The following is a 15,116-nucleotide window of genomic DNA, read 5'->3' as shown; positions in this document are numbered from 1 at the left end:
GACCCCAGCGATCGCGGCGCGTTCGATTGTCAGGATCGCCGCGACCTTCGGCTCATGACAGCGTGCCAGGTAATTTCGGTTTGAGCATCACGACACGCCCGCCACCAGCGGGCGTTGCAAGTGCCTGGCCATCAGGTCCGCCGCCTTGGCGTAGCGTCGGGTTTCCAGAACGTCGAGCAGGCGCAGATGCTCGCGCACATGGCGCCGCATGCCATCGCGATCGGTGAAGCTGCGATAGGCGAACAGGCGCCTGATCGAGTTCACGCGCTTGAGCGCTTCGAGGAAGAATGGATTGCCGGCGCCACGGACGATCTCTTCATGGAATTCGCAGCCGGAGTGAAAGATCTCGCCGATCGTCATCTTCTCGAGTTCGCCGTCGAAGACGCGCTGTTGGCGTTCGCGCAAGCGAATGATCACCTCCTGCGGCAGCGCAAAGCCGGGCAGCAAGATCGCCGCCGGCTCGATCACCGCGCGAAAGGCCTTGGCCTGCGCTTGAGCTTCGGGACTCGAGACCGTCTCCGCGAAGCGCCAGCCATAGCCGGGCAGGCGTGCGATCCAGCCCTCGGCGGCGATGCGGTCGAGCAGCCGCTGCAGCTCGGCCCGGCTCAGACCGTAGCGGCGCATCAGCTCAGCCTCCGTGACGTTGGCCGGGAGTCGGCTCGCGAGCACATCGCCTGCAATGGTCGCATATACCTGCTCGTTGCGCCTGACGGCCGCGAGCGCCGGCTGGGCGGCGCCGCTGGTGGGATTCTTGGCCAGCACGAAGCCGCGATGCGGTTCGCCGCGCGCTAGCCCCGCCGCTTCCAGGGCCTTCAGGCCGAGCCGGATCGGCGCGCGTGAAAGGTCCAGCGCGTCCGCAAGCCGTTGTTCGATCAGGCGGTCGCCGGCTTTCATGCCCTCGCGGCGGGCGAGCGCCATGATCAGGCCGGCGAGATGTTCGGCGCGCTCGGAACCGTTCTTCTCGTTGCGCTGTCGGGAACTATCGGATGCGATCATTGCAGTGCACGCAAGCTTTAGGGCTTGACAGACTGTCCCACGGATTGTTCTTTTATGCAATAATATACAATCTATCAGGGGAGAGCCCAGATGGCGAGCACGCCCGATGTCCACATTTGCGAGGTCGCTCCCCGCGATGGTCTCCAGAACCTGGACACCTTCGTTCCGACCGAAGCCAAATGCGCGTTGATCGACACGATCGCCGCTGCGGGCGTACGCGAGATCGATGCCGGCTCCTTTGTCCCGGCGAAGGTCGTGCCGCAATTCGCCGACGTCGACGTGGTGATGGCGCATGCGCTCACGCACAAATCGGCGACCATCGGCGCGCTGGTGCCGAACCAGAAGGGCGCCGAGCGCGCCATCGCGGCCGGCGTCAACGCCGTCTATTTCGTCATCTCGGCGAGCGAAACGCACAATCGCGCCAACGTGCGCCGCACGATAGAAGAGCAGATCGAGGGATTTCGCGCGGTCCGCGCCGCGATCGACGCCCGGCCAGCGGATCAGCGGCCGTTCTTGATGGGCGCGATCTCCACCTCCTTCGGTTGCTCGCTGGAAGGTGAGGTGAGCGAATCGGCCGTATGCCGTGTGGCACGCGGTTTTGCTGAAGCCCAAGCCGATGAGATCGGGCTTGCCGACACCGTCGGCTATGCGACGCCGAAATCGATCCGGCAGATCGTTGCTGGCGTACAGCGCGAGGTCGGGTCACAAATGACGCTGCGGCTGCATCTGCACGATACGCTCGGGGCCGGCCTTGCCAATGCCGTCGCCGGCCTCGAAGCGGGCATTCGCCGCTTCGATGCCGCAGTGTCCGGCCTCGGTGGCTGTCCCTTTGCTCCCGGCGCGCGCGGCAACATCGTCACCGAGGATCTGGTGTTCATGCTGGAGCGCATGGGACTTTCGACCGGCATCGACCTCGATCGCCTGATGCAGACGCGCGAGATTCTCGCCCGCCATATCCCGGCAAAACATTTGACCGGGCATCTGCACGAGGCCGGTGTTCCCAAGGTCCTGCGGAGCGCGGCATGACCATGGCTGCGCGTGAGACCGCATCGGAGCTTCGTCCGCTGGCGGGCATTCGGGTGATCGAGTTCAGCCAGATGGTGATGGGGCCGAGCTGCGGCCTGATCCTCGCCGATCTCGGCGCCGACGTGATCAAGGTCGAGCCGCCCAAGGGGGACCGCACCCGCACCTTCAAAGGGCCCGCCGCCGGCTTCTTTGCGACCTACAGCCGCAACAAGCGCAGCATCGCGCTGGATACGTCGACTGCGGAAGGTCAGGACGTGGCGCGCAGGCTGATCGAGAACAGCGACGTCCTGATCGAGAACTTCCGGCCGGGCCTGTTGAAGCGGATCGGCCTCGACTACGAGAGTGTCGCGGCCTTTGCACCACGCCTGATCTATTGCTCGCTCAAGGGCTATCTGCCCGGCCCGTACGAGAACCGCCTGGCGCTCGACGAAGTCGTGCAGATGATGGGCGGCCTCGCCTATATGACCGGCTTGCCCGACCGTCCCATGCGCGCCGGCGCCTCGGTCAACGATGTCATGGGCGGAATGTTCGGCGTGATCGCGATCCAGGCCGCGCTGGCCGAGCGGCAGCGCACCGGCCGCGGCCGCTACATCCAGAGTGCGCTGTACGAGAACAACGTGTTCCTGATGGCGCAGGCCATGATGTGCGAGGTGGTCAGCGGTCAGCCCTCGATCCCGTATTCGATCAAGGATAGCCCGTGGCCGGTCTACGATCTCTTCGACACCCGGGACGGCTCTAAACTGTTCGTCACCATCGTCGGTGAAGAGCAATGGGAAGCGTTCTGCCGCGCCTTCGATCGCGAAGCCTGGCTCTCTGATCCGCGCTTTGCGACGAGCAACGACCGCGTCGATCATCGCAGCTGGCTGATCCCCGAGATCGCGAAGATTTTCGAGCAATGGGACAAGGCCGATCTCGCCACGCGCCTCGAGCAGCTCGATCTGCCTTATGCACCGGTGAACAAGCCCGGCGATCTCTTCGAGGATCCGCATCTCAACCGTTCGGGTGGCCTGACCGACATTCGGCTTCCCGACGGTCGCGAGGCCAAGACGCCGCTATTGCCGATTTCCATGGATGGAAGGCGCCTGCCCAACCGCTACGATCCTCCCGGGATCGGCGAACATAGCAGTGAGATCCTGAGCGAGATCGGCATGTCGCCGAATGAGATCGAAGCACTGCGACAAGCAGGGACGGTCAAGGTCGCGCCGCCCTGACCGATCGGCGCGATCGAGCAGAACCAAGGGAGGAGGAGCACATGAGCATGACAAGGCGCCAGGCGCTGATCGCGGGCTCAGCATGGGCCGGCGCATCGCTGCTGCCGGGGCAGCTGCGCGCCGAGGCCAAGCAGGTCTCGCTCGCCTTCGGGCCGGTGTCGCCGGTCTACGCCATCGGCATGATCGCGGAGCTGAAGGGGTACTTCAAGGACGAAGGGCTCGATTCCAAGCTCGTTACCGGCAATGCCGGCACATTCGGCCGCCAGACGTTGGCGGCAGGGCAGGCGCTGTTCGCCCACGGTGACGCCAGCCATCCACTTCAGCTCGGTGCGCGCGGGAAGCCGTGCAAGATCCTGCTCGCGACCGAGATGGTATGCTCCTACGCCAACATCATGGTCCGGCAGGACCTCTATGACAGCGGCATCAATTCGGTCGAGAAGCTCGCGGACTATAAGCGCGCGGATGGCGCCAAGCCGATCGTCGCCGCGACCGCCATCGGATCCGGCACCTGGGTGTTCGGCACTTATGTGTTCGAGGCGCGCGGGCTGAGCAGCAAGGTGAACTGGGTCGCAGGCGGCGGGCCCAACACGATGTTCCCTTCGCTGCAGACCAAGCAGTTCGACGCCATCATGGCGCCGCCGAGCTGGATCGTCGAGGTCGAGAAAAAGGGCTTTGGCAAAACGATCTACGACACGTCCAAGCCGGGCGTGTTTGAAAAGGATTTCGGCGGGACGCTGCCCGTGCTGGTGATCTACACGCTCCAGGACACGGTCGAGCAGGACAAGGCGATGGTGCAGGCCTATGTCAACGCGATCTATCGCGCCATGGCCTTTGTGAAGGCAACGCCGCTCGCGGAGGTGCAGGCGCTGGTCACGCCGAAATATTTCTCAGGGATAGATCCGGACGCGGTCAGCGCCGAGCTCGGATTCGACAAGTCGACCTGGGCCTATGACGGCGTCATCGACAAGGCTTCGTTCGAACGCGGCGCCAAGCCCTGGTACCGCAAGGGGACCGACATTCCCGAGACCAGGTACGAGGATGTCGTCGACATGAGCTTCCTTCAGACGGCCAGGGCGAAATACAAATGATCGCCCCGCCAGGCCAGGGCCTCGCGCTCGCGCGCGGCGACGTTCCAGCAGCGGCGGCGCGCACTCGCATTGCCGTGCAGGGGCTTGCCAAGCGCTTCAACGCGTCCGGACGCGAGTTCGTCGCGGTGGATGACGTGTCCTTCGAGGTCAAGCAGGGCGAATTCGTCGCGCTGCTCGGTCCATCCGGCTGCGGCAAGAGCACCATTCTCAACATGGTCGCGGGGCTGCTGCCGCGCTCGGGCGGGCGCATCCTGATCGACGAGGACACGGTGGAGACCGGCAAGGTCAACCCCAGGGTGGGTTATGTCTTCCAGCGCGATACGCTGTTCCCGTGGCGAACCGTGGAGCAGAACATCGGTTATGGGCTGGAGATCGCGGGACTGCCGAAGACCGAGCGAGCAGGCCGCGTTGCTTCGGCCGTCGAGAAAGCCGGCCTCTCGGGCTTTGCGCAGAGCTTTCCGCGCATGCTGTCCGGCGGCATGCGCCAGCGCGTCGCCTTGATGCGCACGCTGATCCTGGAGCCCGAGATCCTGCTCATGGACGAGCCGTTCGGTGCGCTCGATACCCACACCAAGCTCGAGATGCACAAGACGCTGCTGGAGATCTGGGAGCGCGAGCGGCAGACCGTGCTGTTCGTGACGCACGATCTCGGCGAAGCGTTGACGCTGGCGAGCCGCATCATCCTGCTGTCGGCGCGGCCCGGGCGTCTCAAGGAAGATTTCGACGTCGCCATCCCGCGCCCGCGCGATCCCGTGGCCGTGCGCGAGACCGCCGAGTTCGGCCGCCTCTATTCCCACATCTGGCATTCCCTCGGCGAAGAATTCCGCCGCACCAGGGCCGACTGATCATGTCCAACAGCCGCACCGTCATCCTGCTCTGGCAACTGGCCATTCTCGCAGCCATTCTCGTCATCTGGCAGTGGGGCTTCGAATGGAGCAGGGCGCTGCTGCCGAAGGCCTACGTGCCGAAGATCCTCGATCCCTATTTCGTCGCCAGGCCATCGCTGATCTGGCAAAGTTTTCTGCGGCTTGGCTGCTTCTCCGACGCGGCCGGCTTTTCCGCCTGCATCACGGGTAGCGACAACAATCTGTGGCTTGCGACGCTCGTCACCCTGAAGAACACCTGGTGGGGCTTTCTGTTCGGCTGGGCGAGCGGCATCGCGGCCGGCCTGGTCCTCGGCCGTTCGGACTTCCTTGCCCGCGTGTTCGGACCCTACATCGTGGCGCTCAACTCGATACCGCGCATCGCGCTGGTGCCCCTCGTCATCCTGATCTTCGGCCTCGGCGATCTCTCCAAGATCGCGACGGCATGGCTCGTCGTGTTCTTCGTGGTGTTCTTCAACACCTTTGAGGGAACGCGTGCGGTCGACCGCGATCAGATCGCCGCCGCCCGTCTGCTCGGCGCCAGCGAATTCACGGTGCTGCGCACGGTCGTGATTCCCTCCGCGCTCGCCTGGGTGTTTGCGTCGCTGCTGCCGGCGGTGTCGTTTGCGCTGATCGGCGTCATCGTCGGAGAATTCATCGGCGCCGAACGCGGGCTCGGCAAGCTCATCATCGAGGCCGAGGCCCGCGCCAATGCCAGCGAGATGATGGTCGCCATCTTCGTCATGATGTTCGTCGGGATCCTGCTGGCGATCGCGGTGCGCTCGCTGCAGTCCTACCTGTTGCGATGGCAGCCGCAATTCGAGCCGTCGGCGTAGAGCATGATCCGGAAAAGTGTGCAGCGGTTTTCCGGAAAGATCATGCTCGAACAGTAGAGTCCGGCGTCATCGGCTGAACCGTGCCACCAGCTCCACGTGCGGCGTGTGGCGGAACTGATCGACCGGCACCACCGCTTCCAGCCGATAGCCTCCGTCCATCAGCAGCCGCGCGTCGCGGGCAAAGGTTGCGGCGTTGCAGGACACAGCGACCACGACGGGCACCTTGCTCGCGGCGAGCTTGAGCGCCTGCGCCTGCGCGCCCTGGCGCGGCGGGTCGAACACCACGGCGTCGAAGTCGCGCAGCTCCTGCGGCACCAGGGGGCGGCGGAACAGATCGCGCGGCTCGCACCTGATCGGCTTCAGGCCCGGTGTGCGCGCGGCTTTCGTGAGGGCCGCGATGGCACCGGCGTCGCTGTCATAGGCGGTGACGCGGGCCTTCTCGGCGAGCCGCAGAGCGAACGGGCCGACGCCGCAGAAGAGATCGGCGACCTCCTTGGCTTTGCCGATGCGCTCAGTGACGAGCGCCGCAAGCGTCTCCTCGCCCGCCACCGTCGCCTGCAGGAATGAACCTGGCGGCAGCGTCACCTCCGCGCGGCCCATCTTCACCGTCGGTGGCAGGCGCTGCAGCACCAGCTCGCCGTGCCGCGTCAGTCGTGCCAGGCGATGCTGCTCGGCGACGCGCGACAGCGCCGCGACCAGCGGCGTGGGCAGCGGGCCGGAGCCGCGCACGTCGACGTCGAGGCCGTTGGCGGTCGCAGTGACCTGGATGTCGAGCGGCTTCGTCACCGGCATCTTGGAGGTCAGCGGCTCGGCCAGTGCCCAGGCGGCATCGAGCGCCCCCTCGAGTGTGGGATCGAGGATGGGACAGCGATGAATCGGAATGACGTCATGCGAGCTCGCTGCGGAGAAGCCGACCTTGAGGATGTCATGCGTGCCGAACCGGCCGTGCAGCGTGATGCGGCGGCGTCCGGCGCCGTGGGCATCGACCAGCGGCGCCACCTCGCAATCGACGCCGGCCTGCGCCAGCGTGTCCACCACGATATCGCGTTTCCAGGCGCGATACGGCTCGGCCGCCCAATGCTGGATGGCGCAGCCGCCACAGACGCCGAAATGCGGACAGAATGGCGCGATGCGTTCGGGACTTGCGACCTCCACCGCGAGCAGCTTGCGGCGGTCGGGATGGTGGCCCACGACGTGATCGACTTCGACAGTCTCACCGCCGAGCGTGTAGGGCACGTAGATTGCTTCGCCGGCGTCGAGGCTGACGCCGTCGCCGCGATGGCCGACATGATCGATGGTCAGCCGTTCAACCACGGCGCGCGCCCAGAAAGAATTCGATATTGCCGTCACCGCCGGTGATCGAGGAGGGGAACACCTCGATGTCTGTGCAGCCGAGCGAAGCGGCAAAGGCCGCGATGTCGTCGCAGATCTCCTGGTGCACGGCGGCGTTGCGGATGATGCCCTTCTTGTTGTGCTTCCGGTCCGCCTCGAATTGCGGCTTGATCAGCGCCAACAGGCTCATCGGCGCGGCCGCCAGCGACAGTGCCACCGGCAGCACCGCCTTCAGCGAGATGAAGCTGACATCGATGACGACCACATCGGGCCGCGCCGGCAGGCGCTTGCCCTCGTAACTGCGGATGTCGGTCTCCTCCATCGAGACGATCTTGGGATGATCGCGCAGCGAGGGATGCAGCTGGCTGCTGCCGACATCGATTGCGAACACCAGGCTGGCGCCGTTCGCCAGCAGCACCTCGGTGAAGCCTCCGGTGGAGGCGCCGACGTCGAGGCAGACATGGTCCTCGATATCAATCGGGTAGCGCTCCAGCGCTCCGGCGAGCTTGACGCCGCCGCGGGAGACGTAGGGGTGCGCGGGCTCGGCCTGGATCACCGCGTCCTCAGCGATCGTCTCCGACGGTTTCGAAACCTGCTTGTCGTCAGCCGTGACGAGCCCGGCTTCGATCGCCGCGCGTGCACGCGCCCGGCTCTCGAACAGGCCGCGCTCGACCAGCAATGTATCAGCGCGCTTGCGGGGACGGGGCATCGGATCTCCGGGGCGGTGAAACGCTAAAGCATGATCCGGAAAAGTGCGAAGCGGTTTTCCGGAAAGATCATGCGTAAACAACAAGCTAAAGCGCGATGACGATTCATCCAAATCTCATCGCGCTTTAATGTAGCGATCAATCGCGCTGCCGCCATCCGGACTCAAGCCTCGAACTCGGCAGATCGTGCTGGACATCGATGGAGGTATCATGACCGGCACCACCAGCGGTTGGCTGAACACGGCCGACATTTTCATGAAGCGAGAAGTGCTGGGATCGAGATCTGCGCCACGGCGCATGCTCTGCTCCCTCCCTCGCTTGCGGGGAAGGCTCAGGGAGAGGGTGTCTCCGCGAGGAAGAACCTTCTACAGGAGAAAGCCCTCACCCGAAGCTGAGCGTCACCTCTCCCGCAAGAGAAGCGGAAGAGGTGAAACCATCAGGCCAGCTTGACCGTCTCGGTCTTCACATCCTTGCCGAGCGCCTCGAACACCTTGGCGACGATGCCCTTGGCGTCGAGGCCGGCGCGGGCGTACATCGCCGCCGGCGTGTCGTGGTCCTGGAACACGTCGGGCAGCACCATCGAGCGGAACTTGACCATGCCCGTATCGAGCACGCCCTGGTCCGTCAGGAACTGCGCGACATGCGAGCCGAAGCCGCCGATCGAGCCTTCTTCGATCGTGATCAGGATCTCGTGGTCGCGCGCGAGCTTGAGCACCAGCTCGGTGTCGAGCGGCTTCATGAAGCGCGCATCGGCGATCGTGGTCGACAGGCCGTGGGCGGCAAGCTCATCAGCGGCCTTCTCGCATTCGGCGAGGCGGGTGCCGAAGGAGAGCAGGGCGATCTTGCTGCCCTGGCGGATCATGCGGCCCTTGCCGATCTCGAGCGGAATGCCGACCTCGGGCATCTCGACGCCTCGACCTTCGCCGCGCGGATAGCGCAGCGAGCTCGGACGGTCGTTGATCGCGACCTGGGTCGCCACCATGTGCACGAGCTCGGCCTCATCTGCCGCCGCCATGATCACCATGTTCGGCAGGCAGCCGAGATAGGCGTTGTCGAACGAGCCGGCATGGGTCGCGCCGTCGGCGCCGACGAGGCCCGCGCGGTCGATCGCGAAGCGGACAGGCAGACTCTGGATCGCGACGTCATGCACGATCTGATCGTAGCCGCGCTGCAGGAAGGTCGAGTAGATCGCGCAGAACGGCTTGTAGCCTTCGGTCGCAAGACCGGCGGCGAACGTCACCGCGTGCTGCTCGGCGATGCCGACGTCGAAGGTGCGGTCGGGGAAGGCCTTGTTGAAGATGTCGACGCCGGTGCCCGACGGCATCGCCGCGGTGATGGCGACGATCTTGTCGTCCTTCTGCGCTTCCTTGACGAGGCTCTGGCCGAATACGTTCTGATAGGCAGGCGCGTTCGGCTTGGCCTTGGCCTGGGTGCCGGTCGCAACGTCGAACTTGACGACGGCATGGTACTTGTCCGCGGACGCTTCCGCCGGGCCGTAGCCCTTGCCCTTCTGCGTCACGACATGGACCAGGATCGGGCCGGTCTCCATGTCGCGGACGTTCTTCAGCACGGGCAGCAGATGGTCGAGATTGTGGCCATCGATCGGGCCGACATAGTAGAAGCCGAGCTCCTCGAACAGCGTGCCGCCGTCCATCATGAAGCCGCGGGAATATTCTTCGACGCGATTGGCGCGGTTGGCGAGGATCTTGGGCAGGCGCTTGTTGATCTGCTTGGCGGCATCGCGCAGCGTGCGATAGGTCTTGCCCGAGTAGAGCCGCGACAGATAGGCACTCATGGCGCCGACCGGCGGCGCGATCGACATGTCGTTGTCGTTGAGGATGACGATCAGGCGCGAGTTCATCGCACCGGCATTGTTCATGGCCTCATAGGCCATGCCGGCCGACATCGCGCCGTCACCGATCACGGCGATGACGTTGTTCTTGCCGCCGGAGAGGTCGCGCGCCACGGCCATGCCGAGGCCGGCGGAGATCGAGGTCGAGGAATGCGCCGCGCCGAACGGATCGTAGTCGCTCTCGCTGCGCTTGGTGAAGCCGGACAGGCCGCCGCCGGTGCGCAGCGTGCGAATGCGGTCGCGCCGGCCGGTGAGGATCTTGTGCGGATAGGCCTGGTGGCCGACGTCCCAGATCAGCCGATCGCGCGGCGTGTCAAAGACGTAGTGGATCGCGGTTGTGAGCTCGACCACGCCGAGGCCTGCGCCGAAGTGACCGCCGGTCACCGAGACTGCATCGATGGTCTCCTGCCGCAGCTCGTCGGCCACCTGGCGAATCTGCTCGACCTTGAGCTTGCGCAGGTCTTCCGGCGTCCGGATGGTGTCGAGAAGCGGCGTCTTACTGTATGCGTTCACGGCGATTTCCAATTTGTCAGCGCCGGAAGGTCATTCCGGTGCGCGATGGGTTTGCACAATATCGGCGCAGCGCGAGTCCTCAAACCGTCGGAGCCACCTGCACGGGGAATGCCCCGTCTTCAAGCTTAGGTAAGCTTAGGTGCGCTCCGGTTCAGTCTCTGTGATCCCTGTCACTCAGATCGGCTTCGTCCGTCCCAAGCCAATTTCATTAGCAATTTGAAGCGCTTGTCGTCGGTGATTGGTGCCCACGCAAGGCTTGCAAAAAGCCACACTCCGCGCAGCTTTACACCAAAGCTTGGGCCAAAGCCAACCCGCCGGACCGATTGTGGGTATGCAGGTGTAACTGGCGGGCCACATTGGTTAACCGTAGCCCGGGATAAGTGGCTCCGGCCCTGCTCGTTCCCTGGCAGGCTTTTTTGGCCTGAATGAGAGCTTTTTCGCCCTCAACGGCCGATTCTAGAAGGGGACGGCATCAATCCGCCGGCACGGAAACCGCGATGCCTTTCGAGAACGGCGCCGTGCAATCCTGAAAACGAAGCGGCGTCCACGCGCCCCTGAAGGCGTCTCGCGGGGGCCCTGCGTCGTCGGGCGACTGAGCGGGAAAGTCTAGGCTTCACTCCGGACGATTACTGGACGTCGAGCGGAGCAGTGCCCGTGGCCTGGCCGCTGGCATCGGTGGTGATCTTGTCGACGCGCGCCTCGGCTTGGCGCAGCAATTCCTCGCAGCGCCGCTTCAGGGCCTCGCCGCGCTCGTAGATCGTCACGGATTCCTCAAGCGGCACCTTGCCCTCTTCGAGCCGCTTCACGATCGTTTCGAGTTCCTCGATCGCGCGCTCGAAGGTGAGCCTGGAGACGTCGATTTGAGTATTTTCGGCCATATCCGTTTCCGATTGCCCGATTCGCCTTCACCTTGGAGAAAGCAGAGTTTTGCGGGCGTAATGTGGCGGGTGCGTCAAGCGCCCATCAGGGCGCCGACATGCGCCGTAACAGATTCTTTCAGTCCTTGCAGGTCATAGCCGCCCTCGAGCACCGAAACAATGCGGCCTCCGGCGGTCTTGTCGGCGAGATCCATCAGCTTGCGCGTCACCCAGGCATAATCCTCCGCGCGCAGGTTCAGCGAAGCCAGCGGATCGCGATAGTGTGCGTCGAAGCCCGCGGAGATGATCAGGAGCTCGGGGCTGAATTTTTCGAGGTGCGGCAGGATCAGATTCTCGAACGCGGAGCGGAATTCCGGGCCGCCGTCCTCGGAGGCGAGCGGCGCATTGACGATGGTGTCGTGGTCGCCGCGCTCGCTCTTCGCGCCGGTCCCTGGAAACAGCGGCATCTGGTGCGTCGAGCAGTACATCACGGTCGGGTCCGACCAGAAGATGTCCTGCGTGCCGTTGCCGTGATGCACGTCGAAATCGACGATGGCCGCCCGCTTGATGCCGTATTTGCGCTGGGCATGGCGCGCGGCGATAGCGACGTTGTCGAAGAAGCAGAAGCCCATCGGCTTGCCGATCTCGGCATGATGGCCGGGCGGGCGCACCGCGACGAATGCGTTGCGATGCTGGCCCGCCATCACCGCTTCGGTCGCCGCTACCGCACCGCCGACGCCGCGCATCACCGCCTCCCAGGTGCCCGGCGACATCGAGGTGTCGCCGTCGATATAGACCTGCCCGCTCGTCGGGGCGATGTGGCGCAGCTCGGTGACGTAATGCTCGTTGTGGCAGAGCGTGACGAGATCGAGATCGCCCTCCGGCGCTTCCTCGCGCGCCAGGAACTGGAAGCGCTCGTGCGACAAAGCTTCTTCCACCGCGCGCAGACGATCCGGCCTCTCGGGGTGTCCCGGCGGCGTGACATGGTCGAGGCAGGCCTTGTGGGAAAGGAGAAGCGTGCTCATCAGGTCGGCCTCATGGGATGCGGGCTTTTGACGTGGTTGGCGCATCGGGCGCCAAAACGCAATGCAAAACCCAATCTAAGCGCTTGGCCGGGAATGGCAAAGGGCCGCCCGTTTGATCCGGATCAATTCACGCGCAGGATGCGGGTGGGCGGTAGCGGGCCGATCGGCCCGTGCGCCCGGAAAAACGCGAACAGCGCGTCCGCGTCGTAGCCGCCATATTGCGGCGCCGTGCCCTGCTTGGCGACGGTAAACCCGTCTCCGCCGACGGCGAGGTAATCGTTGAGCGTGACGCGGTAGCCGCTTCCAGCTTCGATCGGCCTGCCGTTGAGCGTCATGTTCTCGAGGCTGACGCGCTCGCCGAATGGCTTTGATGCATCCCAGGTATAGCTGAACCCGTTCGACACCTGGAGAATCCGCGGCCGCTTCGGGTCCAGCCATTGCTGCTCGAGCATGTCCTTGAGCTGGCTGCCCGTCAGCGTCATGGTAACGAGGCGGTTGCGGAACGGCTGGCTGGCAAAGACATCGCCGAACGTGATCGCGCCATTCTCCTTCGGAACGATGTCGGTGCGGATGCCGCCGGGATTGGTGAGCGCGATGACAGCGCTGCCATCCTTCGCATCGCGGGTTGCGAGCAATTGGGCGTCGGCAATGATATCGCCAAGCGCGCTTTCGCCGGACTCGTTCGGCACGCGCGACAGCGTCTGCGTCACCGAACCGGCCGGCCGGTTGGCGATCGGCGCAGAGAGCTTGTCGTAGGCGTCGATCAATGCGGTCTGCTCGGGATCCTTGGCCAGCGAAGCGTTGGCGACGATGACATTCTCGGCCTTGGCGCCGACGATGTCGCGCGTTGTGGGATCGAGCTTGAGGTCGATCGCGGTGACCAGCGTGCCGAATTTGTCGCCGCTGGTGATGAGCCGTCCGTCGATATCGCAGACATAGGCGCGGTGGGTGTGGCCGCTGACGACGACGTCGACGGCGCGGTCGAACTTCTTGACGATATCGACGATCGGACCCGTGATGGCAGGGCATTCATTGTAGTCGCCGGCGGGTTCGCCGCCCTGATGGATCAGCACCACGATCGCTTCGACGCCGCGCGCCTTCAGCTGCGGCACGAGCGCGTTCACCGTCTCGGCCTCGTCGCGGAATTCGAGTCCGGCAATGCCCGCTGGCGAGACGATGCCGGCGGTTTCCTTCAACGTCAGCCCGATGAAGGCGACGGGGATGCCGTCGAACTCCCTGATCTCGTAGGGCGGCAGCACGCTCTTGCCGGTCGCGGTCTCGACGGTGGACGCCGCGAGGTAACGGAATCTGGCGCCCGTGAAGGGATGCGGTCCCTGGCAGCCGTCGACCGGATGGCAGCCGCCGTTCTGCATCCGCAAGAGTTCGGCCTTGCCCTCGTCGAATTCGTGATTGCCGACCGAGCTGATCGCAAGGCCCATCATCGAGAGCGACTCGATCGAGGGCTCGTCGTGGAACATCGCCGACAGGAACGGGCTCGCGCCGATCAGATCGCCGGCCGCGACGAAGATGGTGTTCTTGCGCCCTTCGCGCAGCTGCTTCACCAGTGTCGCCATGTACTCGGCGCCGCCGGCCGCCACCATCACTTTCTTGGTCTTGTCCTCAGGGTCATTGATGCGGATGCCGCCCGGCGGCGGCCGCAGATTGCCGTGGAAATCGTTGATCGCGAGAATGCGCAGCTCGACGGGGGCCGCGGTCTGGGCAGAGGCGGGAAGGGCGCAGGTCAGCGCGAGTGCGGCGAGAATGGATCGGTATCGCATGGAACCGACACTAGTCGGTCCGCGCGAAGATTTCACGAAGCATTGTCGTGAACGTGCCGCACTTTCTTCCTTCTCCCCTTGTGGGAAAAGGTGGCGCGGACGAAGTCCGCGACGGATGAGGGGCCTCCTCCGAGCCCTCGATGCGGCATCGTTCGCGGAGACATTCCCCTCACCCGTCTCGCCGCTGGCCCACAAGGAGAGAGGGAGGAGGGGCCTACCGCTTCTTCCTGTTCGCGAACGCGTTGAACGCGGCAATCGCCTCATCCGACTTCAGTCGCTCGCCGAACAGATGACCTTCCTGGTCGATGCGGCGGGTCAACTCCTCTGGCGGGGCGCGCAGCAGCTTGCGCGAGGTTGCGACGGCCTCGGCCGGCAGCCGGCAGATCTCGCGCGCCACCTTGCGCGCCTCGACCTCGGTGTGTCCCGGCGAGACCACGGTGTTGACGAAGCCTGCGGCCTGCGCCTCCGCGGCGGTGAAGGTCCGGCCCATCACCAGCAGCGCGAAGGCGCGCTGGTAGCCCATCGTGCTCGGCATCAGGAGGCTGGCGGCACCGACCGGCACGAGCCCGAGATGGATGTAAGGTGCGGAGAAGGTCGCAGCGTTCGAGGCCAGCACATAGTCGCAGTGGAACAACATCACGGTGCCCATCCCGATCGAGGCGCCGTCGACGGCTGCGATGATCGGCTTGGCATTGAGGGCGAGGGAATAGAGGAATTTGGCGCCGTTCGACAGCATCTCGGGGCGCGATGCGTCGGCGTGGAGAAAATCGTCGATGTCGTCCCCGGCGGTGAAGACGCCGGAGCCGCCGGTGATGATCATGCAGCGGATGTCCGGATTGTTCTGGGCGGTGTCGATCGCGCGGCTCATCTCCCGGTACATGTCCTGGGTGATCGCGTTCTTCTTGCCCGGACGGCGCAGGGTGATCACGCGCGTTCCGCGCTCTTCGGTGACGATGATGTTGCCATTCGGCATGAGAGCCCCCCTGCGCGCCGCGGCCCTTGCCGCTCGCGAGTCTCGCGAAGCAACAGCCT

Annotated in this window: 14 protein-coding genes; 5 read left to right on the top strand and 9 right to left on the bottom strand. The window is 64.9% G+C overall.

Annotated features, from left to right (window positions below):
* Positions 1–87 precede the first annotated feature (87 nt).
* Complete coding sequence (locus EAV90_RS15380; protein WP_245509530.1) at positions 88–996, bottom strand: GntR family transcriptional regulator; 909 nt, start codon at positions 994–996, stop codon at positions 88–90.
* A gap of 90 nt (positions 997–1,086) precedes the next feature.
* On the opposite strand from EAV90_RS15380, the gene EAV90_RS15375 reads away from it, so the two are divergent.
* The 5 genes from EAV90_RS15375 to EAV90_RS15355 are packed head-to-tail and all read left to right on the top strand — an operon-like array spanning position 1,087 to position 6,020.
* Entirely contained in the window at positions 1,087–2,022 is a 936-nt protein-coding gene (locus EAV90_RS15375) for a hydroxymethylglutaryl-CoA lyase (protein WP_129143878.1), read from the top strand.
* Positions 2,019–3,233: a CaiB/BaiF CoA transferase family protein gene (locus EAV90_RS15370; protein WP_129143877.1), complete on the top strand. Its 1,215-nt coding sequence runs from the start codon at positions 2,019–2,021 to the stop codon at positions 3,231–3,233. Before EAV90_RS15375 ends, EAV90_RS15370 begins: the two co-directional genes overlap by 4 nt.
* Positions 3,234–3,274: 41 nt before the next feature.
* Entirely contained in the window at positions 3,275–4,321 is a 1,047-nt protein-coding gene (locus EAV90_RS15365) for an ABC transporter substrate-binding protein (RefSeq protein WP_122404676.1), read from the top strand.
* Complete coding sequence (locus tag EAV90_RS15360) at positions 4,318–5,166, top strand: ABC transporter ATP-binding protein (protein ID WP_129143876.1); 849 nt, start codon at positions 4,318–4,320, stop codon at positions 5,164–5,166. Before EAV90_RS15365 ends, EAV90_RS15360 begins: the two co-directional genes overlap by 4 nt.
* A gap of 2 nt (positions 5,167–5,168) precedes the next feature.
* Positions 5,169–6,020, top strand: a complete 852-nt coding sequence (locus EAV90_RS15355) for an ABC transporter permease (RefSeq protein ID WP_129143875.1) — start codon at positions 5,169–5,171, stop codon at positions 6,018–6,020.
* 66 nt (positions 6,021–6,086) lie between these two features.
* On the opposite strand, the gene EAV90_RS15350 is transcribed toward EAV90_RS15355, so the two are convergent.
* From EAV90_RS15350 to EAV90_RS15315, 8 genes are all read right to left on the bottom strand, one after another.
* Positions 6,087–7,334, bottom strand: coding sequence for a class I SAM-dependent RNA methyltransferase (locus tag EAV90_RS15350; protein ID WP_122404673.1), 1,248 nt, complete (start codon positions 7,332–7,334; stop codon positions 6,087–6,089).
* A complete protein-coding gene (locus tag EAV90_RS15345) occupies positions 7,327–8,061 on the bottom strand; it encodes a TlyA family RNA methyltransferase (RefSeq protein WP_129143874.1) in 735 nt (244 codons plus the stop codon). The genes EAV90_RS15350 and EAV90_RS15345 overlap by 8 nt, the downstream gene beginning before the upstream one ends.
* A 114-nt stretch (positions 8,062–8,175) precedes the next feature.
* Positions 8,176–8,358: a hypothetical protein gene (locus EAV90_RS15340; protein WP_129143873.1), complete on the bottom strand. Its 183-nt coding sequence runs from the start codon at positions 8,356–8,358 to the stop codon at positions 8,176–8,178.
* Positions 8,359–8,495: 137 nt separating this feature from the next.
* Complete coding sequence (gene dxs, locus EAV90_RS15335; protein ID WP_122406805.1) at positions 8,496–10,424, bottom strand: 1-deoxy-D-xylulose-5-phosphate synthase; 1,929 nt, start codon at positions 10,422–10,424, stop codon at positions 8,496–8,498.
* A gap of 626 nt (positions 10,425–11,050) precedes the next feature.
* Positions 11,051–11,302 carry an exodeoxyribonuclease VII small subunit gene (locus EAV90_RS15330; protein WP_122404671.1) on the bottom strand — a complete coding sequence of 84 codons (252 nt, stop codon included), beginning with the start codon at positions 11,300–11,302 and terminating at the stop codon, positions 11,051–11,053.
* A 74-nt stretch (positions 11,303–11,376) separates the two neighbouring features.
* Positions 11,377–12,306, bottom strand: a complete 930-nt coding sequence (locus EAV90_RS15325) for a histone deacetylase family protein (protein WP_129143872.1) — start codon at positions 12,304–12,306, stop codon at positions 11,377–11,379.
* Positions 12,307–12,428: 122 nt separating this feature from the next.
* Positions 12,429–14,084, bottom strand: coding sequence for a bifunctional metallophosphatase/5'-nucleotidase (locus EAV90_RS15320; RefSeq protein ID WP_129143871.1), 1,656 nt, complete (start codon positions 14,082–14,084; stop codon positions 12,429–12,431).
* Positions 14,085–14,298: 214 nt separating this feature from the next.
* A complete protein-coding gene (locus tag EAV90_RS15315; protein ID WP_129143870.1) occupies positions 14,299–15,057 on the bottom strand; it encodes an enoyl-CoA hydratase-related protein in 759 nt (252 codons plus the stop codon).
* Positions 15,058–15,116: the final 59 nt, after the last annotated feature.

The sequence above is a fragment of the Bradyrhizobium vignae genome, from assembly GCF_004114425.1.
Lineage (GTDB): Bacteria > Pseudomonadota > Alphaproteobacteria > Rhizobiales > Xanthobacteraceae > Bradyrhizobium > Bradyrhizobium vignae.
This window is presented reverse-complemented; position numbering and strand designations above follow the sequence as displayed.

What these genes read in the sequence shown, in the direction of transcription:
- EAV90_RS15380 (WP_245509530.1), bottom strand. Translation starts at nt 996, where the DNA reads ATGATCGCATCCGATAGTTCCCGACAGCGCAACGAGAAGAACGGTTCC.
- EAV90_RS15360 (WP_129143876.1), top strand. Translation starts at nt 4,318, where the DNA reads ATGATCGCCCCGCCAGGCCAGGGCCTCGCGCTCGCGCGCGGCGACGTT.
- EAV90_RS15365 (WP_122404676.1), top strand. Translation starts at nt 3,275, where the DNA reads ATGAGCATGACAAGGCGCCAGGCGCTGATCGCGGGCTCAGCATGGGCC.
- EAV90_RS15315 (WP_129143870.1), bottom strand. Translation starts at nt 15,057, where the DNA reads ATGCCGAATGGCAACATCATCGTCACCGAAGAGCGCGGAACGCGCGTG.
- EAV90_RS15355 (WP_129143875.1), top strand. Translation starts at nt 5,169, where the DNA reads ATGTCCAACAGCCGCACCGTCATCCTGCTCTGGCAACTGGCCATTCTC.
- EAV90_RS15370 (WP_129143877.1), top strand. Translation starts at nt 2,019, where the DNA reads ATGACCATGGCTGCGCGTGAGACCGCATCGGAGCTTCGTCCGCTGGCG.
- EAV90_RS15325 (WP_129143872.1), bottom strand. Translation starts at nt 12,306, where the DNA reads ATGAGCACGCTTCTCCTTTCCCACAAGGCCTGCCTCGACCATGTCACG.
- EAV90_RS15320 (WP_129143871.1), bottom strand. Translation starts at nt 14,084, where the DNA reads ATGCGATACCGATCCATTCTCGCCGCACTCGCGCTGACCTGCGCCCTT.
- EAV90_RS15340 (WP_129143873.1), bottom strand. Translation starts at nt 8,358, where the DNA reads ATGCGCCGTGGCGCAGATCTCGATCCCAGCACTTCTCGCTTCATGAAA.
- EAV90_RS15375 (WP_129143878.1), top strand. Translation starts at nt 1,087, where the DNA reads ATGGCGAGCACGCCCGATGTCCACATTTGCGAGGTCGCTCCCCGCGAT.
- EAV90_RS15330 (WP_122404671.1), bottom strand. Translation starts at nt 11,302, where the DNA reads ATGGCCGAAAATACTCAAATCGACGTCTCCAGGCTCACCTTCGAGCGC.
- EAV90_RS15345 (WP_129143874.1), bottom strand. Translation starts at nt 8,061, where the DNA reads ATGCCCCGTCCCCGCAAGCGCGCTGATACATTGCTGGTCGAGCGCGGC.